Annotated in this window: 18 protein-coding genes and 1 pseudogene; 11 read left to right on the top strand and 8 right to left on the bottom strand. The window is 72.9% G+C overall.

Translation table 11 applies throughout. The features are described 5' to 3' along the window. Positions 1-91 precede the first annotated feature (91 nt). From AB0E14_RS35955 to AB0E14_RS35935, 5 genes are read right to left on the bottom strand one after another with little or no spacing between them, the layout of a single operon-like run. A complete protein-coding gene (locus AB0E14_RS35955; RefSeq protein WP_362428424.1) occupies positions 92-691 on the bottom strand; it encodes a hypothetical protein in 600 nt (199 codons plus the stop codon). Continuing rightward, positions 688-2,115 (bottom strand): HAMP domain-containing sensor histidine kinase, encoded by a 1,428-nt coding sequence (locus tag AB0E14_RS35950; RefSeq protein ID WP_362428421.1) that lies wholly within the window; start codon positions 2,113-2,115, stop codon positions 688-690. The genes AB0E14_RS35955 and AB0E14_RS35950 overlap by 4 nt, the downstream gene beginning before the upstream one ends. After that, the gene (locus AB0E14_RS35945) at positions 2,112-2,795 is read right to left on the bottom strand and encodes a response regulator transcription factor (protein ID WP_362428418.1); all 684 of its coding nucleotides are present in this window, start codon (positions 2,793-2,795) and stop codon (positions 2,112-2,114) included. The genes AB0E14_RS35950 and AB0E14_RS35945 overlap by 4 nt, the downstream gene beginning before the upstream one ends. Positions 2,796-2,844: 49 nt before the next feature. Then, positions 2,845-4,551, bottom strand: a complete 1,707-nt coding sequence (gene murJ, locus AB0E14_RS35940) for a murein biosynthesis integral membrane protein MurJ (RefSeq protein WP_362428415.1) — start codon at positions 4,549-4,551, stop codon at positions 2,845-2,847. Further along, on the bottom strand, positions 4,548-5,723 hold the full coding sequence (locus AB0E14_RS35935; protein ID WP_362428412.1) for a peptidoglycan bridge formation glycyltransferase FemA/FemB family protein: 1,176 nt from the start codon (positions 5,721-5,723) through the stop codon (positions 4,548-4,550). Before AB0E14_RS35935 ends, murJ begins: the two co-directional genes overlap by 4 nt. A 216-nt stretch (positions 5,724-5,939) precedes the next feature. On the opposite strand from AB0E14_RS35935, the gene AB0E14_RS35930 reads away from it, so the two are divergent. Continuing rightward, entirely contained in the window at positions 5,940-7,127 is a 1,188-nt protein-coding gene (locus AB0E14_RS35930; protein ID WP_362428409.1) for an Ig-like domain-containing protein, read from the top strand. 88 nt (positions 7,128-7,215) lie between these two features. Here the strand turns inward: AB0E14_RS35930 and AB0E14_RS35925 are convergent, their stop codons facing one another. Beyond that, positions 7,216-7,881 (bottom strand): pirin family protein, encoded by a 666-nt coding sequence (locus tag AB0E14_RS35925; RefSeq protein WP_362428406.1) that lies wholly within the window; start codon positions 7,879-7,881, stop codon positions 7,216-7,218. 117 nt (positions 7,882-7,998) lie between these two features. Between AB0E14_RS35925 and fasR the strand changes: the two genes are divergently transcribed. The 5 genes from fasR (at position 7,999) to fabF (ending at position 12,884) form a co-directional block, all read left to right on the top strand. Continuing rightward, positions 7,999-9,180 (top strand): fatty acid biosynthesis transcriptional regulator FasR, encoded by a 1,182-nt coding sequence (fasR, locus tag AB0E14_RS35920; protein ID WP_362428403.1) that lies wholly within the window; start codon positions 7,999-8,001, stop codon positions 9,178-9,180. A gap of 89 nt (positions 9,181-9,269) precedes the next feature. Beyond that, the gene (locus AB0E14_RS35915; RefSeq protein ID WP_362428401.1) at positions 9,270-10,187 is read left to right on the top strand and encodes an ACP S-malonyltransferase; all 918 of its coding nucleotides are present in this window, start codon (positions 9,270-9,272) and stop codon (positions 10,185-10,187) included. A 17-nt stretch (positions 10,188-10,204) separates the two neighbouring features. Beyond that, positions 10,205-11,236 carry a ketoacyl-ACP synthase III gene (locus tag AB0E14_RS35910; RefSeq protein WP_362428398.1) on the top strand — a complete coding sequence of 344 codons (1,032 nt, stop codon included), beginning with the start codon at positions 10,205-10,207 and terminating at the stop codon, positions 11,234-11,236. Positions 11,237-11,293: 57 nt separating this feature from the next. After that, complete coding sequence (locus AB0E14_RS35905) at positions 11,294-11,542, top strand: acyl carrier protein (protein WP_362428395.1); 249 nt, start codon at positions 11,294-11,296, stop codon at positions 11,540-11,542. A 79-nt stretch (positions 11,543-11,621) separates the two neighbouring features. Continuing rightward, a complete protein-coding gene (fabF, locus tag AB0E14_RS35900) occupies positions 11,622-12,884 on the top strand; it encodes a beta-ketoacyl-ACP synthase II (RefSeq protein ID WP_362428393.1) in 1,263 nt (420 codons plus the stop codon). Between the two features lie 301 nt (positions 12,885-13,185). Here fabF and AB0E14_RS35895 read toward each other — a convergent pair whose 3' ends face one another. Next, complete coding sequence (locus AB0E14_RS35895) at positions 13,186-13,680, bottom strand: DUF3145 domain-containing protein (RefSeq protein WP_137989482.1); 495 nt, start codon at positions 13,678-13,680, stop codon at positions 13,186-13,188. Between the two features lie 269 nt (positions 13,681-13,949). Between AB0E14_RS35895 and AB0E14_RS35890 the strand changes: the two genes are divergently transcribed. Further along, the gene (locus AB0E14_RS35890) at positions 13,950-14,840 is read left to right on the top strand and encodes an SGNH/GDSL hydrolase family protein (RefSeq protein ID WP_362428389.1); all 891 of its coding nucleotides are present in this window, start codon (positions 13,950-13,952) and stop codon (positions 14,838-14,840) included. Positions 14,841-14,851: 11 nt separating this feature from the next. Next, positions 14,852-15,784: an aldose epimerase family protein gene (locus AB0E14_RS35885; protein WP_362428386.1), complete on the top strand. Its 933-nt coding sequence runs from the start codon at positions 14,852-14,854 to the stop codon at positions 15,782-15,784. A 254-nt stretch (positions 15,785-16,038) separates the two neighbouring features. Here the strand turns inward: AB0E14_RS35885 and AB0E14_RS35880 are convergent, their stop codons facing one another. Continuing rightward, positions 16,039-18,528 (bottom strand): glycoside hydrolase family 3 C-terminal domain-containing protein, encoded by a 2,490-nt coding sequence (locus AB0E14_RS35880; protein ID WP_362428383.1) that lies wholly within the window; start codon positions 18,526-18,528, stop codon positions 16,039-16,041. Between the two features lie 135 nt (positions 18,529-18,663). Between AB0E14_RS35880 and AB0E14_RS35875 the strand changes: the two are divergent. The 3 genes and pseudogenes from AB0E14_RS35875 to AB0E14_RS35865 form a co-directional block, all read left to right on the top strand. Next, positions 18,664-19,221: pseudogene (locus AB0E14_RS35875) on the top strand (TetR/AcrR family transcriptional regulator); the annotation flags it as partial. A 252-nt stretch (positions 19,222-19,473) separates the two neighbouring features. Next, complete coding sequence (locus tag AB0E14_RS35870) at positions 19,474-20,670, top strand: pyroglutamyl peptidase (RefSeq protein ID WP_362428427.1); 1,197 nt, start codon at positions 19,474-19,476, stop codon at positions 20,668-20,670. Between the two features lie 25 nt (positions 20,671-20,695). Further along, a complete protein-coding gene (locus AB0E14_RS35865) occupies positions 20,696-21,427 on the top strand; it encodes a carbon-nitrogen hydrolase family protein (RefSeq protein WP_362428380.1) in 732 nt (243 codons plus the stop codon). Positions 21,428-21,442 lie beyond the last annotated feature (15 nt).

Below are 21,442 nucleotides of genomic sequence, written 5' to 3'. Positions count from 1 at the left end.
TCTCGATAGCGGAGCTATCGGGGCGTTTCGGCAACGCGGCGAGGTGCCGTGCCAGGCGCCGCGGCCCCGGTCATGATCCGCCGGACAGGCCCTAGGCGACCGGGCAGGTCTGGACGGGCACGGAGCCGTCCGGGCCGTTGAGGCTGATGGAGACCAGGCCCGTGGGGTCCCGTGCGAAGACCGTCGTGCAGACGATCTGCTGGACGGCGAGCGGTTCCAGGGTCTTCACGGGCCTCGTCGAGCGCACCAGGTACGTCGGCACGCCGTACTCGCCCGTCCTGACCGCGTTGTCGCTCACGTACAGCTCGAACCGCCCGTCGGGGATCCGTGTGCGCAGGCCCGCGTCGCGCTCGCGCTTGTCGGGGCCGGCCACGAGGGCGGCGAGCACCTTCATGGGCCGCCCCTCCTGGCCCCGGCCCACGTCGGCCTCCCGCAGGTCCACCGTGCCCCCTGCGGTCGGGGTGGGGTAGGGGCCGTGGCCGCCCTGGTCCATGCCCTGGCCGTCCCGTACCACCGGCGCGAGGCGTCCGTCGGGGCCGACGAGGAAGAGCGTCATCCGGAGCGCGGGCGGCGGGTCGACGACCACGGAGGCCGCCTCGCCGGACTCCACGACATCGGTGCCCTGGATGCCGCAGGCCCCGAGGGCGGGCAGCAGGGCGGCGGCGAGGGCGGTCCGGCGCCAGGCGTTCACAGCGGGATCCTCACGGTGAAGACGGCCCCGCCGTCGGGGCGGTCGGCGGCCATGACGGTGCCGCCGTGGAGCCGCACGTTCTCCTGGGTGATCGCGAGCCCCAGGCCGCTGCCGGTGGAGCGGGTGCGCGCCGGGTCGGCCTTGAAGAAGCGGTCGAAGACGTGCGGCAGCACCTCGGGCGCGATCCCGGGTCCCCGGTCGGCGACCTCGGTGACCACCCAGGGGCCGTCGGTGGACAGCCGTACGGTGACGGGCGGGCGGCCGTGCCGCAGCGCGTTGCCGACCAGGTTGGCGACGACCACGTCGAAGCGGCGCGGGTCGAGCCGGGCCCTGATGCCGTCGGGGAGGTCCACGACCACCTGGTCGGGGTCGGTCCAGTGCCGGGCGGACAGGGTCCTGCGGATCGTCTCGGCGACGTCCACCTCGTCCGTGTGCAGCTCGGCGGCGCGCGCGTCGAAGCGGGAGATCTCCATCAGGTCCTCGACCAGGTCGGCGAGCTTGCCGGTCTCGGCGCTGATGAGCCGGACGGCGGCGGCCGTGTCCGAGTGGAGATGGGCCGCGTCCTCGTCGAGCACCTCGGTGACGGCGAGCATCCCGGCGAGCGGGGTACGCAGTTCGTGCGAGACGTCCGAGGCGAACCGGCGGGCGCGGGCCTCGGCGCGCTGCAGCTCGGCGACCGAGCTTTCGAGGGCGGCGGCGGACTCGTTGAACGTCCGCGCGAGATCGGCGAGTTCGTCGCTGCCCTTGGCCTGGATACGGGTGTCCAGCTCGCCCCGCCCCATGCTGTGCGCGGCGCGCCTGAGGTCCCGTACCGGGCGCAGCACGCTCCGGGCGGCGATCAGGGCGGGGACGAGCGCGACGGCGAGGGCCGGCAGCACCCCGCCGCGCGCCGCGGCCACCATGGCCTCGATGTTCTCCTGTTCGCCGCTCATGTCGACGACCGCGTAGAGGACGAGGCCGGTGGGCACGCCGTCGGCGCCGGGGCCGGGCTTGACGAGGGCGGGGACGGCGATCGTCAGATACGCGGTGCCGTTCTTGACGACCCGCTGGAAGCTGCCGTGCGTACGGCCCTGCGCGCGGGCGCGGAGTTCGGGGGTGAGGACGCTGGAGGTGGGGCGGTCCGTGGAGGAGACGCGGAGCGCGCCGTACTCGGCGTAGACCCGCCAGGGGCGCGGCTTGCCCTGCTTGGCGATCGCGAACAGCGAGCCGCGCAGCGCGTCGCCGTCGACAGGCAGTTGGATGCGGAGCGTCGCGACCTGCTCGCGGAAGGCGGCGACGGCGGTGTCCTGGGCCTGCTCGAGGATCGCGGTGCGCGCGGCCTGGTAGGTGAGCGCGGCGGTGGTGCCGCAGCCGACGGCGGCGACCAGGAGGAAGGCGAGGACGAGCCGGGTACGGAGCCCGAAGGGGCGCAGGCGGCGCTTCACAGCGGTCCGAAGCGGTAGCCGAAGCCGCGCAGGGTCTGGATGTAGCGGGGGGTGCCGGGGGTGTCCTCGATCTTGTTGCGGAGGCGCCGGACGCAGGCGTCCACGAGCCGGGCGTCGCTGTGGTAGCTGTGCTCCCAGACGTGTTCGAGGAGTTGCTGGCGGCTGAAGACCTGTTCGGGGTGGGCGGTCAGGTGCAGCAGCAGTTTGAGCTCGGAGGGGGCGAGGGCGAGGCGTTCGCCGGACTTGGCGACGGTGAGCCCGGAGCGGTCGATGGCGAGTTCGCCGTGGAACTCGACGGCGGGGCGGCCCGCCCCGGGTATCTCGATGCGGCGCAGGACGGCGCGGATCCGGGCCTCGATGACCTCGGTGCGGGCGGGTTTGACGATGTAGTCGTCGGCGCCCGCCTCCAGGCCGACGACGATGTCGAAGTCGTCGCCGCGCGCGGTGAGCATGATGATCGGCAGCTGGCTGGTCTCGCGGACCCGGTGGCAGACCTGGACGCCGTTCATGCCGGGCAGCATCAGGTCGAGCAGGACGAGGTCGGGCCGGAACTCGGTGAGCAGGGCGAGCCCCGCCTCACCGGTCGCCGCGGCACGCACCTCGTGGCCGCGCCGCCGCAGCCCGAGTTCGACCCCTTCGCGGACGGAGGGGTCGTCTTCTATCAGGAGCACGCGAGGCATTCGTGGAGTATCCCAAGGTGAGGAGTGGGTGCGGCGGACCGGCCCCGGGTCAGCCGCCGGTGCGCGGCCTCGGGACGACCCGCAGGCGCCGGCCGGTGGTCGTCAGCAGGGCGCTCACCTCGGTGAGCCCGAGCGGCCTGGCGAGCAGCGCGAAGACGGCGAGGACGGCGAGCCCGCCCGCCAGGGCGGCGGGCAGGGCCCCGGCGGGGGCGGTGGTGTCGGTGGCGAGCAGCCCCCACCCGGTGGCGGGGAGGGCGACGAGGACGAGTCGGGCGAGCGAGCCGGCGGACCCGGGCGTGGAGGCGGGGGCCGTGGCCCCGAGCCGACGCCGCAGCGCGTACGCGGTCAGGGCCCAGCCCGCCCACAGCGCGAGCGAGTAGCCGGCCGCGATGCCCGCCACCGCCCAGGTCGGCGGCAGCAGCCGGTACGCGGTCAGGGACAGGCCCGCGTTCAGGGCGGCGATCACCAGGTTGAGGAGGAACGGGGTCCTGGTGTCGCGCAGCGCGTAGAAGGCGCGGGTGCAGACGTACTGGCCCGAGAAGGCGACCAGGCCCGGCGCGAAGGCCATCAGGATCCAGGCCATCGCCTTGACGTCGGCCGCGTCGGTCCTGCCGTACTGGAAGACCAGGCTCATCAGCGGCACGGCGAGCGCGAACAGCGCGCAGGCGGCCGGGACGACGGCCGCCGCCGAGGCGCGCAGCCCGTAACTGACGTCCCGTCGCACCCCCGCGAGGTCGCCGTCGGCGGCGGCCCCGCTCATCCTGGGCAGCAGCGCGGTCACCAGCGAGACGGTGACGATGCCGTGCGGCACGGCCCACAGCAGGTAGGCGTTGTTGTACGCGGCGAACCCGAAGCCGCCCCCGCCGCCTTCGAGGCGTTCCGCCTGAGCCCCCGCCGCCGTGGCGAGCTTCGTGGTCACCCAGTACGCGGCCTGGTTGGTGAGGACCAGGAGCACGAGCCAGCCCGCCGAGCGCAGCGGTTCCGTCAGCCCGCTGCCGCGCCAGTCGAACCGGGGCCGCCAGCGGAAGCCGGCTGCCCGCAGCGAGGGCACGAGGGCGAGGGCCTGGAGCCCGATGCCGGCCGTGGTGCCCCAGCCGAGGAGCGCGGTCTCCCCCGCCGAGAGGCCGTCGGCGCCGGTGACCGCCGTCGCCAGGTAGAGACCGAAGACGGCGATGACGACGACGTTGTTGAGGACCGGGGTCCACATCATCGCGCCGAACCTGCCGCGCGCGTTCAGGACCTGTCCGAGCAGGGTGAAGAGGCCGAGGAAGAAGATCTGCGGCAGGCAGTACCGGGCGAAGGCCACCGTCATCGACTCGCGCGCGCCGCTGTAGTCGGTGTACGCGTCGATGATCGCGGGCGCCGCGAGGACCGCGCCCGCCGTCATCACGAGCAGGGCGCAGACGCAGAGGGTGAGGAGCCGGTCGGTGTAGGCGACGCCACCGTCCTCGTGCTCCTTGGCGGCCCTGACCAGCTCGGGCACGAAGACCGCGTTGAGGGCGCCGCCGAGGAGCAGTATGTAGACGATCGTGGGGATGGAGTTGGCGACCGCGTAGCCGTCGGCGATCCCGCCGACGCCGAGCGCCGCCGCGACGATCGCCGAGCGGACGAAGCCGGTGGCGCGCGAGACCAGCGAGCCGGCAGCCATGAGCGCCCCGCTGCGCAGCACGGACGGCGCGGCGCGGTGCCTGGGCCCCGCTCCCGCTCCCGGCTCCGGCTCCGGTTTCGGCTCCGGCTTCGCGACGGCCGTCGTCATCGGCGGGCCAGGTACGCCTGGAACGCCCGGTACAGCGCGTGGTTGGTCGTGCCGGCCAACGGTGTCTCCCACTCCCCCAGCGTCTCGACGGCCTGCCCTCCCGTGCCGAGCTTCCAGCGCAGCAGACCGTGGGCGCGGTCGTCCGGATCAAGGGTGGAGGGTATCCCGCGCATGTCGTAGACGTCGGCGCCGAGTGCGTGGGCGTCGAGCATCATCCGCCACTGCAGGGCGTTGGACGGGCGGACCTCGCGGCGGTGGTCGGCGGAGGCTCCGGTCTGGTACCAGACCCGCTTCCCCACGGTGATCATCGTGTGGGCGGCGAGGATCTCGCCCTCGTGGCGGGCGAGATAGAGCTTCATCCGTCCGGGTTGCTCGGCGTTGAGGACCGCGTACTGGCGTTCGTAGTAGGAAAGGGCGCGGCCGAGGCGGAAGCCGTCACGCTCCTCGGTGATCCGCAGCAGCCGGAAGAACTCCGGCAGGTCGGCCGCCGAGCCGACGACGACCTCGACGCCGGACTTGCGGGCCTTGCGGACGTTGCGCCGCCACTCCTGGTTGAGGCCGTTCCACAGGTCGTCGGAGCTTCGCCCGGCGAGCGGGACCTGGTAGACGTGGCGGGGCTGGGCGTCGGCACCGTCGGACTCGCTCGTGGAGTCGCCGCCGCAGCGGCGCCAGCCGCGGGAGCGGAGCCGTTCGGCGACGGCGGTGCCGAGCGGGTCGACCTCGTCGGCGAGGACGTCGGAGAGCCGCCGCCCCGGACCGGTGTGCGCCTTGAGCGTGCCGGCGTTCCAGCGGCGGAAGGCGGGCGACGGGCCGATGCGTACGGCGAAGGCCCCGGCGGCGCGCAGGTGGTCGAGGAGCGGGCTGAGCCAGCCGTCGATGTCCGGGTCGGACCAGTCGGCGACGGGCCCCTCGGGCAGGTAGGCGAAGAACTTCCGGGTGCCGGGGAAGGGCCGCAGCAGCACCAGCGCGACGCCCGTCGGGCCGGCGCCCGACTCCGGCCCCCAGCCGAGGAGTTGGTGGCGCCAGCCGTCCTTGACGTCGGCCCAGGAGGGGCACTGGAGGAAGCTGGGGCGCGCCTCGCCGTGGGCGAGGAAGGCACGGTACGTCTCGACGGTGACGGGTGCGAGGCGCGTGGTGCGCGGCGGTGCGGCCGTCACGAGCAGAGCTGACACAACGTGAGCCTCCTTGTTCCGCCCCTCGGTCGGGGGGCGCACAGGATGCTCACAGCCGGTCTTGACCGCTCCGCGCGGCGTGTGTGACCGGACGATGACCGTTCCTCACCACCCTCTGTCACAGAGGATCGGAGGCCGATTCCACGGCATACAGTCCGGGCATCCCACACTTTTCATCCGGAGGACTCCGTGGTTTCCGTGGCTTCTGCGCCTTCTGTGACCCCCGCTCGCACCCGAATACGCCGGTCGCTCGCGGCCGTCGCCCTCTGCGGCTCGCTCACCGCCTGTACGGCGGGGGCGGTGGGCGCGCCCCGTACGACGGAGAGCCCGGGGGCCGGGGCGAAGGCGGACGCCCCGGCGAAGGTGACCGTGGTGAGCCCGGCGGCGGGGCGGACGGTGACCGTCACGGCCACCGGCGGCACGCTGCGGACGGTGCGGGTCGTCGACGCGGAGGGCGCCGAGCTGGCCGGCCGTACCGGGAACGGCGGGACGTCGTGGGTCTCGGACCGCAAGGCGGTGCCGGGTACCTCGTACCGGGTGGAGGCGACGACCCGTACGGCCGGCGGGCAGGAGACGACGACCAGTTCGACGTTCAGGACGGCGCCCGCCGCGCGGGTCAACAAGCTCACGCTGGCGCCCGGGAAGAACACGACGGTCGGCGTCGCCCAGCCGCTGTCGATCGTGTTCGACCGGCCGGTGACGAACCGGGCCGAGGTGGAGAAGCAGCTCAAGGTGACGACCTCGAACGGGACGGTCGGCTCGTGGGGCTGGCTGAAGGACTGGTCGGGCAAGGACCGGGTGGACTGGCGGCCGAAGGAGTACTGGAAGCCGGGCACCCGGGTGGACCTGGACGCGACGCTCGACGGGACGGACTCGGGCGGCGGCTGGTTCGTCCGGGACTACCGGACCGGGTTCACGGTCGGCTCGGCGGCGCAGGTGGTGAAAGTGGACCTGGACGCGAAGCGGCTGGTCCTGGAGCGGGACGGGAAGGCCGTGCGCACGATCCCCGTATCGGGTGGGACACCCGGGGGCGACAAGCGGTCGTGGCGGGGTACGGCGGTACTGATGGCGAAGGAGGGCACGATCAACATGAACTCGGAGACGGTCGGCCTCGGTGACGCCTACGACAAGATGGTCGACCACTCGATGCGGCTGACCTGGTCGGGCATGTACGCGCACGCGGCGCCCTGGAACGCGGCGTACTTCGGCCGCGCGAACAAGAGCTCCGGCTGCATCGGCATGAGCGACGCCGACGCGGCGTGGTTCTACGGCCAGGTCCGCGCGGGCGACCCCTTCGAGATCAAGGGCGCGGACACCAAGGGCACGGTCGCGGAGGGCAACGGCTTCGGCGCGTGGAACCTGAGCTGGGAGCAGTGGAGGGCGAAGAGCGCGGCGGCTCGCTGACGGGGGTGGGCGCTGGACGCCGGGGCGGGCGGTCCGGGCCCGAGCAGCACGCGGTGCGCAGCCGGGCGGTGCGACCCCCGCACGCGGCTCAGGGGGCGGCGCGCATCTCCCAGAGGAGGAGTTCCGCGTCCGAGGTGGCCAGGACCGCGAGGCCGCGCGCGTCGGTGACGCGGGCCGCGTCACCGGGGGCGAGCTCCGCTCCGTCGAGGCGGACCGTGCCGCGCACCACGTGCGCGTAGATCAGCTCCGCGTCCGGGACGGCCGTGCGCTCGCCCTGCTCCAGGCGCCGGACGTGGAGCATCGCGGCCGCCTCCGGGAGGGCGTACGGAGTGGAGTCGGCGATGCCCCGGACGATCTCGTACGCGGGGTCGCCGCCCGGCTCCAGCGGGGCGAGCCACATCTGGACGAAGACCAGCGGCACGTCGCCGTCGTTGCGCTCCTCGTGCCGTACGCCGCCGGCGGAGCTGAGCCGCTGCAGGTCCCCGGGGCGGACGACCGTCGTACGGCCGGCGGCCGTGTCGTGGTGGGTCAGCTCGCCCTCGACCACCCAGGTGACGATCTCGGTGTGCCGGTGCCGGTGCTCGGCGAAGCCGGCCCCGGGCGCGAGCCGCTCCTCGTTGCAGGCGAGCACGGCGCCGAAGCGGAGGTTGTCGGGGTCGTAGTGCGGCCCGAAGGAGAACGCGTGCCGCGTCTCGATCCCGGCCGCCGCCTCGCCCCCGGGGTAGCGGTCACCGGCACGCTGGATACGAATCACGGGCAAACGGTAGCCGCACCGGCCGGAGCGCGGACGCCCCGTCGCACGGCGCCCCACCGCACGGGGAAACGGCCCCGACCCCGCACCCGGGCGTCCCGATAAGGCAGTCTTGTCCCCGTGCCTGAACCCACGAACGCCGCTCACCCGCACTCCGCGACCCTGAAGCGCCTCGAACAGTCCTCCGGGCGGCTCGCCGCCAACGCCATTGCCCGCATGGACGAGACGCTGCCGTGGTACCGGGCGATGCCGCCCGAGAACCGGTCGTGGATCGGCCTGGTCGCCCAGGCGGGCATCGCCGCGTTCACCGAGTGGTTCCGGCACCCGGAGACCCCGCAGGCCATCTCGACCGACGTCTTCGGCACCGCGCCGCGCGAGCTGACCCGGGCGATCACGCTGCGCCAGACCGTCGAGATGGTCCGTACCACCATCGAGGTCATGGAGTCGGCGATCGAGGAGGTCGCCGCCCCCGGCGACGAGTCCATCCTCCGCGAGGCCCTCCTCGTCTACGCCCGCGAGATCGCCTTCGCGACCGCCCAGGTCTACGCCCAGGCCGCGGAGGCCCGCGGCGCCTGGGACGCCCGCCTGGAGTCCCTCGTGGTCAACGCGGTCCTCTCCGGGGAGGCCGACGAGGGCGCCGTCTCCCGGGCCGCGGCGCTCGGCTGGAACTCGCCCGACCACGTCTGCGTCGTCCTCGGCACCGCCCCCGACGGCGACAGCGAGCTGACCGTCGAGGCGATCCGCCGCGCCGCCCGGCACGCCAAGCTCCAGGTCCTCACCGGCGTCCTCGGCGACCGGCTCGTCGTCATCGCCGGCGGCAACGACAACCCGCTCGCCGTCGCCAAGGCCCTGATCGGGCCGTACGCCGCCGGTCCGGTCGTCGCGGGGCCCGTCGTCCCCGACCTGCTGGCCGCGACCCGGTCCGCGCAGGCCGCCGCCGCGGGACTGAAGGCATGCTCGGCCTGGCAGGACGCCCCGCGGCCGGTCCTCGCGGACGATCTCCTGCCGGAGCGCGCCATCGCCTCCGACCCTTCTGCCCGCGAGCAGTTGGTGGAGGAGATCTACAGACCGCTGGAGGAAGCGGGATCGGCGCTGCTGGAAACTCTGAGTGTCTATCTGGAACAGGCCAGCAGCCTGGAAGGCGCGGCGAGGATGCTCTTCGTCCACCCGAACACCGTGCGCTACCGGCTTCGACGTGTGACAGACGTCACCGGTTGGTCACCCTCCGATGTCCGGTCCGCTTTCACTCTGCGGATCGCCCTCATTCTGGGGCGCTTGGCCGACGGTGATTCGCAGTCCTAGACTTTTGTCGAACACCAACAATTCCCCCGACGGTTCTTCGTCCTAGTCCCCACGGGCGCTCGGAGCCGTCCCCAAGAGAGAGTGTGAGGGTGCTCGTACTCGTCGCTCCCGGCCAAGGCGCTCAGACGCCCGGCTTCCTGACTCCCTGGCTCGAACTCCCCGGTGCCGCCGACCGTGTCGCGGCCTGGTCCGATGCCATCGGGCTCGACCTCGTCCACTACGGCACGAACGCCGACGCGGACGAGATCCGTGACACCGCGGTGGCCCAGCCGCTGCTCGTCGCCGCGGGCCTGCTCTCCGCCGCCGCGCTCGGTGACGTCGCCCCCGGCGCCGTCGCGGGCCACAGCGTGGGCGAGATCACCGCCGCCGCGTTCGCGGGCGTCCTCGACGACACCGCCGCCCTGCGTCTCGTACGGACGCGTGGCCTCGCCATGGCCGAGGCGGCCGCGATCACCGAGACCGGCATGTCGGCGCTGCTCGGCGGCGACCCCGAAGTGACGGTTCCGCACCTCGAGAAGCTCGGCCTGACCCCGGCCAACGTCAACGGCGCCGGCCAGATCGTGGCCGCCGGAACCCTGGAGCAGTTGGCCGCCCTGGAGGCGGACAAGCCCGAGGGCGTCCGCCGTGTCGTGGCGCTGAAGGTCGCCGGCGCGTTCCACACGCACCACATGGCACCGGCGGTGGCGACGCTGGAGGCGGCGGCGAAGGAGCTCACGGTCTCCGCCCCCCAGGTGCGCTACGTCTCCAACAAGGACGGCCAGGTCGTCACCGAGGGCGCGGAGGTCATCGCCCGCCTCGTCGGACAGGTCGCCAACCCGGTCCGCTGGGACCTGTGCATGGAGACCTTCAAGGAGCTGGGCGTGACGGCACTGATCGAGGTGTGCCCCGGCGGCACCCTGACCGGTCTTGCCAAGCGCGCGCTTCCGGGCGTGCCGACCGTCGCCCTGAAGACCCCCGACGACCTCGACGCGGCCCGCACGCTCGTCGCCGAGCACACTGCAGCCTGAGTAAGGAGCCGTAGAGCATGTCGAAGATCAAGCCCAGCAAGGGCGCCCCGTACGCGCGGATCATGGGTGTCGGCGGCTACCGCCCCACCCGGGTCGTGCCGAACGAGGTGATCCTCGAGACGATCGACTCGTCCGACGAGTGGATCCGCTCGCGCTCCGGCATCGCCACCCGTCACTGGGCCTCCCCCGAGGAGACCGTGACCGCGATGTCCGTCGAGGCCTCCGGCAAGGCCATCGCCGACGCCGGGATCACCCCGGAGCAGATCGGCGCCGTCGTCGTCTCCACGGTCTCGCACTTCAAGCAGACCCCGGCCGTCGCCACCGAGATCGCCGACAAGATCGGCGCGGGCAAGCCGGCCGCGTTCGACATCTCCGCCGGCTGCGCGGGCTTCGGCTACGGCCTGACGCTCGCCAAGGGCATGATCGTCGAGGGTTCGGCGGAGTACGTCCTCGTCATCGGCGTCGAGCGGCTGAGCGACCTGACCGACCTGGAGGACCGCGCGACGGCCTTCCTGTTCGGCGACGGCGCCGGCGCGGTCGTGGTCGGCCCCTCCGACGAGCCGCACATCGGCCCCACGGTCTGGGGTTCGGAGGGCGACAAGTCCGAGACGATCAAGCAGACCGTCCCCTGGAACGAGTTCCAGGTCGGCGACGTCTCCAAGCTCCCCCTCAACCAGCAGGGCGAGATCAAGTTCCCCGCCATCACGCAGGAGGGTCAGGCGGTCTTCCGCTGGGCCGTCTTCGAGATGGCGAAGGTCGCCCAGCAGGCGCTGGACGCCGCCGGAATCTCGGCGGACGACCTTGACGTCTTCATCCCGCACCAGGCGAACATGCGGATCATCGACTCGATGGTGAAGACCCTCAAGCTGCCGGAGCACGTCACGGTCGCCCGTGACGTCGAGACCACCGGCAACACCTCGGCCGCCTCGATTCCGCTCGCGATGGAGCGGCTTCTGGCGACCGGAAAGGCGAAGAGCGGCGATACGGCGCTCATCATCGGCTTCGGGGCGGGTCTCGTCTTCGCCGCGTCGGTCGTTACTCTCCCCTAGGCAACTCCGGATCTTCCGGAAGCCCTTTACCGAAGCAATCACAGAAGGAGCGCCAACATGGCCTTCACCCAGGAAGAGATCGTCGAAGGTCTCGCCGAGATCGTGAACGAGATCGCCGGCATCCCGACCGAGGACGTCCAGCTGGACAAGTCCTTCACCGACGACCTGGACGTCGACTCGCTGTCCATGGTCGAGGTCGTTGTGGCCGCCGAAGAGCGCTTCGAGGTCAAGATCCCGGACGAGGACGTCAAGAACCTCAAGACGGTCGGCGACGCGACCGACTACATCCTGAAGCACCAGGGCTGATTCGGCCCCTGCTGACTCGGTCAGCCACCCGGCGGTGGCGCCGTATTTCGACCATCACACACGTGGAGAAAGAATTCCTGTGAGCTCGACCAATCGCACCGTGGTCGTCACCGGTATCGGCGCAACCACACCGCTGGGTGGCGACTCCGCATCGACCTGGGAAGGTCTGATCGCGGGACGCTCCGGCGTCAAGCCTCTCGAGGGCGAACGATTCGCCGAACTGCCGGTCCAGATCGCGGCCCTCGCGGCCGTGGACCCGGGCGATGTTCTGCCCCGCCCGCTCGCCCGCAAGCTGGACCGCTCGGCGCAGTTCGCGCTGATCGCGGCCCGTGAGGCGTGGGCCGACGCGGGCTACACCGCCCCGGCCGGCGAGGACGAGAGCATCGCGCCCGAGCGGCTCGGCTCCGTCATCGCCTCCGGTATCGGCGGTGTCACGACTCTGCTGGACCAGTACGACGTGCTGAAGGACAAGGGCGTCCGCCGCGTGTCCCCGCACACCGTGCCGATGCTGATGCCGAACAGCCCCTCCGCCAACGTCGGCCTGGAGGTGAACGCCCGGGCGGGCGTCCACACCCCGGTCTCGGCGTGCGCGTCGGGTGCCGAGGCGATCGGCTACGCCGTCGAGATGATCCGTACCGGCCGGGCCGACGTGGTCGTGGCCGGCGGCACCGAGGCGGCGATCCACCCGCTGCCGATCGCGGCCTTCGCCAACATGATGGCGATGTCCAAGAACAACGACGAGCCGACGAAGGCCTCGCGTCCGTACGACACGGGCCGTGACGGCTTCGTGCTCGGCGAGGGCGCGGGCGTGGTGATCCTCGAGTCCGAGGAGCACGCGAAGGCCCGTGGCGCGCGGATCTACTGCGAGGTGCTCGGCCAGGGTCTGTCGGCCGACTCCCACCACATCGCGCAGCCCGAGCCGACCGGCCGGGGCATCGCGGCCGCGATGCAGAACCTGCTGGACTCGACGGACCTGAAGCCCTCCGAGGTCGTCCACCTCAACGCGCACGCGACGTCGACGCCGCAGGGTGACGTCGCCGAGATCAAGGCGCTGCGCAAGGTGCTGGGCGACGACCTGGACCACGTCGCGATCTCCGCGACGAAGTCGATGACGGGTCACCTGCTCGGCGGCGCGGGCGGCATCGAGACCGTCGCGACGGTCCTGGCCCTGCACCACCGCCTGGCCCCGGCGACGATCAACATCGACGACCTCGACCCGGACGTCGAGGCGGACATCGTCCGCGACGAGCCCCGCGAGCTGCCCCAGGGCACGATCGCGGCGATCAACAACTCGTTCGGCTTCGGCGGCCACAACGTGGTGCTCGCGTTCCGCACCGTCTGACCCGAAGCAACAAGCGAGGCCCACTCCACACACGGGGTGGGCCTCCGCCACGTCCGCCGGACGGAGTCCGGCACAGCGCTCCGAAGCCCGCGCAGCGGTGCGAGGGGCGCACGCGGAAGGGGCCAACTCGTTCGGCTTCGGCGGCCACAACGTGGTGCTCGCGTTCCGCACCGTCTGACCCGAAGCAACAAGCGAGGCCCACTCCACACACGGGGTGGGCCTCCGCCACGTCGTGGGGGCCGGCTTCACGCCGAAGGCCCACCCCCGTCCGGGGTGGGCCTTCGGCGTGTCTGGAGCGGGGTCAGACGACCTGGTGGAGCCAGCGGACCGGGGCGCCCTCGCCTGCGTAGCGGAAGGGTTCCAGTTCGTCGTCCCAGGGCTTGCCGAGGAGCTTGGCGATCTCCGCCTCCAGCTCCGTCTCGCCGCGCACGGAGCGGGCGAGGGCGGCCCGCAGGCGGTCCTCCGGGATCAGGATGTCGCCGTGCATGCCGGTGACAGCGTGGAAGATGCCCAGTTCCGGGGTGGCGCTGTAGCGCTCGCCCTCGGCGGTCGGGCAGGGTTCCGCGGTGACTTCGAAGCGGAGCATCTGCCAGCCGCGCAGCGCGGAGGCCAGTTTGGAGGCCGTACCGGTCTCGCCCTGCCAGGAGAACTCGGCTCTCCACGTGCCGGGAGACGCCGGCTGGCGGATCCAGTCGAGCTGGACCCTCGCACCGAGGACACCCGCGACCGCCCATTCGACGTGTGGGCACAGCGCGCGCGGTGCGGAGTGTACGTACAGGACTCCACGTGTCGTCACCGGGACCTCCAGTGTGGGACGAGGTTCGCCTTTTCCCAGCGGCCTCAGTAAACAGCATCGGGAGTCAAACTCCGTAAACCCCCGAAAAAGGGACAGCATGTGACGTGATGTAATTTACCGGAGCCGACTGGCAAAGGTGCCTCTGGTTCGACGGGGGAAAAGCTACCGTGCCGCACCGTCCTTGGGGTGACGTACGGTCGGTCCGGGGGCCGGTGGACACGAAGCTTTCACTCGCCAGGACGCGACCGGGCGGGAAACGGGGGCAGGGGATGCGCGGTACACGACGATTCCGGACCGGCCTCGCCGCGGCGGGTGCCGTGGCACTGCTGTGCGCGGGCACCTTGACGGGGTGTGAGACCGGCGAGCCCGAGCGCGCCGCCCCGAAGCCGACGCCCACCCCCACCCCCGTCTGGGACCGCACCCCCGCCTCCGTCGCCGCCGTCGGCGACTCGATCACCCGGGCCTTCGACGCCTGCACGATCCTCTCGGACTGCCCGGAGGCGTCCTGGGCGACCGGCACGGACACCCGGGTCAACAGCCTGGCCCTGCGGCTGCTCGGCCCGGAGCGGGTCTCCGAGCGCAGCTGGAACCTGGCGAAGACGGGCGCGCGGATGGCCGAGCTGCCCGAGCAGATGGCTCGCGCGGGCGCCCGGAAGCCCGAGCTGGTGACGGTGATGATGGGCGCCAACGACGCGTGCCGGGACCGGGCCGAACTGATGACGCCGGTCGCGGAGTTCCGCGCGGACTTCGAGGCCTCGCTCGCGATGCTGCGGAGGACCGCGCCGAAGGCGCACGTGTACGTGTCGAGCGTGCCGGACCTGAAGCGGCTCTGGGCGTCCGGCAAGGACAGCACCCTGCGCCGGGAGATCTGGAATCTGGGCATCTGCGGCTCGATGCTGGCCGACCCGGAGGACCTGAGCGCCTCCGCCGAGAAGCGCCGGACGTCCGTGCGGGACCGGGTCGTCGCGTACAACCGGACGCTCCAGGAGGTCTGCGCCAAGGACCTGCGCTGCCGGTACGACGGCGGCGCGGTGTTCGGCTTCCCCTTCGACGGCGAGCAGCTGAGCAGGTGGGACTGGTTCCACCCCAGCAGGAACGGGCAGGCACGGCTCGCGGAGCTGGCGCATCGCCAGGTGACGGCGCCGGAGCCGCCCGCGTAGGGTTCCGGATCATGAGGATCACGGGTGAGCCCTTCGGCGCGGTCGACGGTACGGACGTCACGCGCTGGACCCTGCAGCGGGACGCCGTGCGGGTGCGGGTGCTGACGTACGGCGGCATCGTGCAGTCGGTCGTGGCGCCGGACCGGGACGGTGTGCCGGACGAGGTGGTGCTCGGGTTCCCGGAGCTGACGGGCTATCTGAAGCATCCGGAGCCGTACTTCGGCGCCCTGGTGGGGCGGTACGCCAACCGGATCGCGGGCGGGTCCTTCACCCTGGACGGCCGGACCCACCGGCTCCCCCGCAACGGTGGGCCGCACTGCCTGCACGGCGGGGAGCGCGGCTTCGACAAGCGGGTGTGGGACGCGGAGGAGGGCCAGGGCGGGGTACGGCTCTCCCGGGTGAGCCCGGACGGCGAGGAGGGCTTCCCCGGCCGGCTCGCGGTCGCGGTGACGTACACCCTCGACGCCGGCGGCGCGCTGCGGATCGGCTACCGGGCCGAGACCGACGCGCCGACGGTCGTGGCGCTGACCAACCACACGTACTGGAGGCTCGGCGGCGGGGCGCACGCGCTGCGGGTGGCCGCCGGGCGGTACACGCCGACGGACCCGACGGGCATCCCGACCGGGGAGTTCGCCGAGGTCACGGGCACGGAGCTGGACTTCCGCGACGGCGGGCCGCTGTCGGTACCGCTGGACCACAACTTCGTCCTGGACGGCGACGGTTCGCCGGCGGCCGAGCTGTACGCGCCGTCCACCGGCCGGACGGTGACGGTGGAGACCACCGAGCCCGGTCTGCAGGTGTACGCGAACCCGGACCTCGGCGGGGTCGCCCTGGAGACGCAGGCCTTCCCGGACACTCCGAACCGGCCGGAGTTCCCCTCGGCGGTGCTGCGGCCGGGCGAGGTGTACGCCTCGGAGACCGTCTTCCGCTTCGGTACGCGCTAGGGGGTGTCTCGTCGATCAGGCCGGATCAGGGAGCGGGGTCTGGTGCGTGCGATCGCAAGGCGGAGGAGGGAGTCGACGCGGAGCGTCGGCGAGTGACGACAACGCGGCGTGGGGGTCCCCCCTGCTCGAAGAGCTTGGGGGAGTGCGTGCCAGACCCCGCGAGCCCGGCCTGATCGACGAGACACCCCCTAGCGGCTCAGCCCCGGGGCGGTTGTCAGGTTCCGCCCCGGGGCCAGTCTTGAGGGGACGCGGGATCAGATGTCCAGCGTGGCCGTGAGGCGGGTGTCGGTGAGCGAGTGCGCGGCCCTGACCTCGTACGTTCCGGTGACGCGCGCCCAGCCGTCGGCCTCCTCGTCCCAGATCTCGAAGGCGCGGGCGGGCAGCGGGATCTCGGTCTCGACGCTCTCGCCGGGTCCCGCCTCGACGCTCGCGAAGGCGGCGAGCCAGCGGGCCGGGCGCTCCACGGTGTCCGCGTTCGGCGCCAGGTAGATCTGGACGACCTCGCGGCCGGTGCGGGTGCCGGTGTTGGTGATCCTGACCTTCGCGGCGGTCGGGGTGACTTCGAGGGAGTCGTAGTCCCAGGTGGTGTAGCCGAGGCCGTGGCCGAAGGCGTACGCGGGGGTGGCGCCGGCCTTGTCCCAGGCGCGGTAGCCGATGAACACCCCTTCGGTGTAGGCGAGTTCGCCGTCGGTGGGGGTGACCTCGGTGACCGGGACGTCGGCGAGGGCGACGGGCCAGGTGGTGGGGAGCCGGCCACCGGGCTCCGCGGCGCCGGTGAGGACGTCGGCGAGCGCGGCGCCGCCCTCCTGGCCGGGGAACCAGCTGAGCAGGATCGCGGCGACGTCCTCGCGCCAGGGCATCTCGACCGGGGAGCCGGCGTTGACGACCACCACGGTGTTCGGGTTGGCGGCGGCGACGGCCCGGACCAGCTCGTCCTGGCGGCCCGGCAGGGCGAGGTCCTTGCGGTCGAAGCCCTCGGACTCGACGCGCTCGGTGGTGGCGACGACCACGACGGCGGTGTCGGCGGCGCGGGCGGCCTCGACGGCTTCGGCGATCAGTTCGTCGGGGTCGCGGCGCGGTCCGAGGTGGACGAAGGAGAACATGACGGCCGGCAGCGGCGCCGCGAACTCCTTGTCCAGCGGGTGGAGCAGGGAGACCTCGACGCTCTCGCCCGCGGCGAGGGCGACCTTGGCGCGCTCGACGGGAGAGCCGAAGAACGCCTCGAAGGGGTCGCTCTCGGGGCCCATGGCCTGGAGGCCGTCGAAGACGGTCTCCCCGGCGACGCGGAGGGTGAGGGCGCCGAGGCCGCGGGTGCCGAAGGAGTGCTCGCCGGACTCGCGCGGGGTGAAGGTGCCGGTGATCTCGATGGAGTGCAGGGCCTCGTGGGTGACGCCGGCCGGCAGGTCGTCGCCGATCCACTGGACCTGGCCGTTGGGCAGGGAGCCCTCGCCGAGGACGGTGCCGTCGGCGCCCCGGCAGACGGCGCGGAGGCTGAACCCCGATGAGACCGAGCCGGCCGGGGTGAGTTCGTCGCTCGGGTCGGCGCCGAGGGTGAAGGTGAGGGCGCCGTCGGGCAGGGCGGCGGTGAGGCCGTCGAGCGGGGAGACGGTGTGGTCGGGGAAGACCTGGGCCGAGCCGCCGCCGAGGATCCTGGCGTCGCGGGCGGCGGCGCCGGAGAGGGCGACGGTGCCTCCGCCCGCGAGGGGCAGCGCGCCGTTCTCGTTCCGTACGAGAACGACGCCCCGGCGGGCGATCTCGCGGGCGAGCGCGTCGCCGTCGAGGGCGGCCGGGGGCTCGGTGACGACCGGCGGGGCACCTTCGAGGGCGCCGACGCGGGCGGCGAGCCGCAGCACGTTCCGTACGGCCGCGTCGACGGCCGACTCCTCGACCTCGCCGGCCCGGACGGCGGCGGCGAGCGCCTCGCCGTAGACGGTCTGCGGGCCGGGCATGGCGACGTCGAGGCCGCCCTCGATGTCGCCCTTGGTGGAGCGGGCGGCCATCCAGTCGGAGACGTTGTAGCCGTCGAAGCCCCACTCGCCGCGCAGCACCTCGTTGACCAGGTACCTGTGCTCGGTCATGGTCACGCCGTTGACCTGGTTGTAGGCGGTCATGATGCCCCAGGGGTGGGCGTTCTTGACGATGGCCTCGAAGGGCGCGAGGTAGAGCTCGCGGAGCGGGCGGGGGGCGATGACGCTGTCGACGGTGAAGCGGTCGGTCTCGGCGTCGTTGCCGACGTAGTGCTTGACGGTGGTGCCGACGCCGCCGTCCTGGACGCCCTGGACGTAGCCGGTGCCGATGGCTCCGGTGAGGTACGGGTCCTCGCTGTAGGCCTCGAAGTGGCGGCCGCCGAGCGGGGTGCGGTGCAGGTTGACGGTGGGGGCGAGGAGGACGTGGACGCCCTTGCGGCGGGCCTCCTGGGCGAGCAGGTGGCCGGCGCGGCGCGCGAGGGCCGGGTCCCAGGAGGCGGCGAGGGCGGTCGGCGAGGGCAGGGCGACGGAGGGGTCGTCGGCGGTCCAGCGGACGCCCCGGACGCCGATCGGGCCGTCCGACATCACGATCGACCGCAGGCCGATCTCGGGCACGGCAGGCAGGGACCACATGTCCTGGCCGCCGAGCAGCCGGGCCTTGGTGTCCAGGTCGAGCTTGCCGAGCGCCGTCTCGACGGCCTGCTCACGCGTGCTCTCCGCGCCGGCCGCGCCGTCCTCGCCGCCCGCCGCGCCGATCGCCGCACTGTTCTCCGCCATGGCCGTGCCTCCTCGTTGACGTGGTGTGCGGCCCATGGTGGACCCGTTGCCTGTAGATCGGTAGGTTACGTTATTGTTTCGTAATCATGTCATGCCGTACGGTCCTGCTGACGACACGGAGAGGGGGCCACGGCGATGGTGCGGGCCAGGAGCGAGGAGCGGCGCGCGGACATCGTGCGCGCGGCCCTCGAAGTGATCGCCGAGCGCGGCTACCGGGGCGCGTCGCTCGGCGCGGTCGCGGAGCGGGTCGGCCTGACGCAGCAGGGGTTGCTGCACTACTTCCCCACGAAGGAGGCCCTGCTCGTCGCCGTGCTCGCGGAGCGCGACAAGTGGGACACGAGCGGCGCGGGCTCCCGCGAGGGCTGGCGGCTCGACCTGATCGACTCGCTCGTCGAGTACAACGCCATGCGGCCGGGGATCGTGCAGACCTTCTCGGCCCTGCTCGGCGAGAGCGTGACCGAGGAGCACCCGGCCCGCCGGTTCTTCACCGAGCGCTACACCCAGGTCCGCGCGGAGATGGCGACCGTGCTGCGGCTGGAGTTCGGCGAGCGGCTGCCGAGCGGGCTCACGCCGGAGCGGGCGGCGCCGATCCTGACGGCCGTGATGGACGGGCTCCAGTACCAGTGGCTGCTCGACCCGGCCGCTGTGGACATGCCCGGGGCGTTCCGGGACTTCCTGCGGCTGCTGCACGGCGACGAGCGGAACGACGAGGGGACGGTCGGCGAGGGGGCGATCGGCGAGGGGGCGATCGACGACGGGACGGTCGGCGAGGGGGCGGTCGGCGAGGAGACGGCCCGCAAGAAGGCGACCGACGAGGAGAGCGACAAGTGAGGGCGCTGTAGCGGGAGTTGCCGGTGAGCCGGGATACTGCGCGGGCCGGTTTCCGACCCGACGGAGGTCCCGCCCGTGCTGTCCCGTTCACGTTCCGCAGCGCTCGGTCTCGCGCTGACCACCGCCGCCCTGACGCTCGGCGCGCCGCCCGCCACGGCCGCGGCCCCGGTGCCCGTGGAGGAGGCGCGGCTCGACCGGGCCGCGCCCCAGGAGATCCTGCGGCGCGGCGGATTCGCCGCCGCGGCACCGGAGTTCGCCCGCGCGCTGGCCGGGTCGGAGTCGTACGGAGAGGCCGAGCGGGCCGTCGTACGGCACGGGGAGCGGCTCTGGCGGGACGCCGTCGACCGGGCCCAGGGGCGCCGGGTGCGCGGGGACCTCAGCAAGGACGACGACCGCCCGCTGTACTGGGCACGGCTCGCCCTCACCCGTGAACTGTGGCTCTGGCAGCCCGAGTTCACGGTCGGCGAGGCGGGCAGGGCGCGGCTGCTCGACCGCCTGGAGCGCTCCTCGCGCGGTCAGGACGCGATCCGTTTCCCGGTCGGCAAGGGGGTGAAGCGGATCCTGCTGACCGGCTTCGACCCGTTCACGCTCGACCGGGACGTCCGGATCAGCAATCCGTCCGGCGCCACCGCGCTGGCCCTGGACGGCGCCTTGATCAGGACGGCGGACGGCGGCCTCGCCCGGGTCGAGACGGCCGTCTTCCCCGTCCGCTGGCAGGACTTCGCGGACGGCACCGTCGAGCGGACGCTGCGCGGGCACCTGCCGGAGGTGGACCTCTTCACCACCGTCAGCCAGGGCCGGATCGGCCGCTTCGACATCGAGCGGTTCAACGGGGCCTGGCGGGGCGGCTTCCCCGACAACGCGAACCTCGCGCGCACCGAGACCGTCCCGGTCGCCGACCCTGCCACGCAGCCGCAGTGGACGGCGACGACCCTGCCGTACACCGCGATCGTCGCGGCGGGCACCGGGCCGTTCCCGGTGCGGGACAACACCGGGGTGACCGAGATCCCGGCGGGCGGGACCGGGCCCGTGGACCGCCCGGACGGTCCGACGGCGGGCTCCACGGCCCGGGCGGGCGGCGGCGGGAACTACCTCTCCAACGAGATCGCCTACCGCGCGACCCTGCTGCGCGACCGGCTCGGCCTGCCCGGGCTGCCCGGCGGCCATGTCCACACCCCGGTCCTGCAGTTCGGCGCGGGCAACACGGACCCCGCGACGGGCACGGTCACGGACCCGGAGTTCGTCCGCAACCGGCTCGACATCATCGCCCAGGTCCGGTCGATCCTCGCGGTGGCCGCCGGGGCCCGCTGAGACGGCGGGTGGGATGATGAGGGTCATGATCGTCGCTGCCGCACAGTTCGCCCCGGTCGCCGGGGACGTCGAGGCCAACGTCCGTACCGTGGCCGGCCTGATCCGAGGGGCCGGCGCCGAGGGCGCCCGGGTGGTCGTCCTCCCCGAGCTGGCCCTCTCCGGCTACGAACCGACCCTCATCGGCGCCACCCCGTCGCTCTGTCTCACCGAGGACGACGTGCGCCTCGACCCGGTCAGGGACGCCTGCCGCGACGCGGGCGCCGCGGCGGTCGTCAACGGCCCTGTGCGCACGGCGGAGGGCAGGCCCGGGATCACCTCGCTGGTCGTCGGCCCGGAGGGCGGACTGCTCGCCCGCTACGACAAGTCGCATCTGCACGGCGTCGAGAACGAGGTCTTCGCCGCGGGCACGACCGACGGCCGCTTCACCCTCGACGGGGTCCGTTTCGCGCTCGCCACCTGCTACGACAACCGCTTCCCCGACATCGCCGAGCGGGCCGCCGCCGACGGCTGCGCGGTCTATCTGGCGAGTTCCGCGCTCGACCCCGACAACGACTCCTTCGAGAAGGTGTATCCGGTACGGGCCCGGGACTTCGGCCTGCACGTGGTCCTGGCCAACCTCGTCGGCGTCTGCGAGGCGGGCCCCTGCGTGGGCCTGAGCGGCGGCTGGGGACCCGACGGGACGCGCGTCGCCGACGCGGGCCCCGACCGGGAGGGCTTCGCGCTGGTGCCGGTACCGGACGCCGACGGGCGGCCCTGACCGGTGCCGGCACCG

It is taken from the genome of Streptomyces sp. NPDC047981, from assembly GCF_040653315.1.
Lineage (GTDB): Bacteria > Actinomycetota > Actinomycetes > Streptomycetales > Streptomycetaceae > Streptomyces.
Note: the sequence above shows the minus strand (reverse complement) of the source record. Positions and strands in the feature narration are given on the sequence as shown.

What these genes read in the sequence shown, in the direction of transcription:
- AB0E14_RS35945 (WP_362428418.1), bottom strand. Translation starts at nt 2,795, where the DNA reads ATGCCTCGCGTGCTCCTGATAGAAGACGACCCCTCCGTCCGCGAAGGG.
- murJ (WP_362428415.1), bottom strand. Translation starts at nt 4,551, where the DNA reads ATGACGACGGCCGTCGCGAAGCCGGAGCCGAAACCGGAGCCGGAGCCG.
- AB0E14_RS35910 (WP_362428398.1), top strand. Translation starts at nt 10,205, where the DNA reads ATGTCGAAGATCAAGCCCAGCAAGGGCGCCCCGTACGCGCGGATCATG.
- AB0E14_RS35905 (WP_362428395.1), top strand. Translation starts at nt 11,294, where the DNA reads ATGGCCTTCACCCAGGAAGAGATCGTCGAAGGTCTCGCCGAGATCGTG.
- AB0E14_RS35890 (WP_362428389.1), top strand. Translation starts at nt 13,950, where the DNA reads ATGCGCGGTACACGACGATTCCGGACCGGCCTCGCCGCGGCGGGTGCC.
- AB0E14_RS35885 (WP_362428386.1), top strand. Translation starts at nt 14,852, where the DNA reads ATGAGGATCACGGGTGAGCCCTTCGGCGCGGTCGACGGTACGGACGTC.
- AB0E14_RS35880 (WP_362428383.1), bottom strand. Translation starts at nt 18,528, where the DNA reads ATGGCGGAGAACAGTGCGGCGATCGGCGCGGCGGGCGGCGAGGACGGC.
- AB0E14_RS35865 (WP_362428380.1), top strand. Translation starts at nt 20,696, where the DNA reads ATGATCGTCGCTGCCGCACAGTTCGCCCCGGTCGCCGGGGACGTCGAG.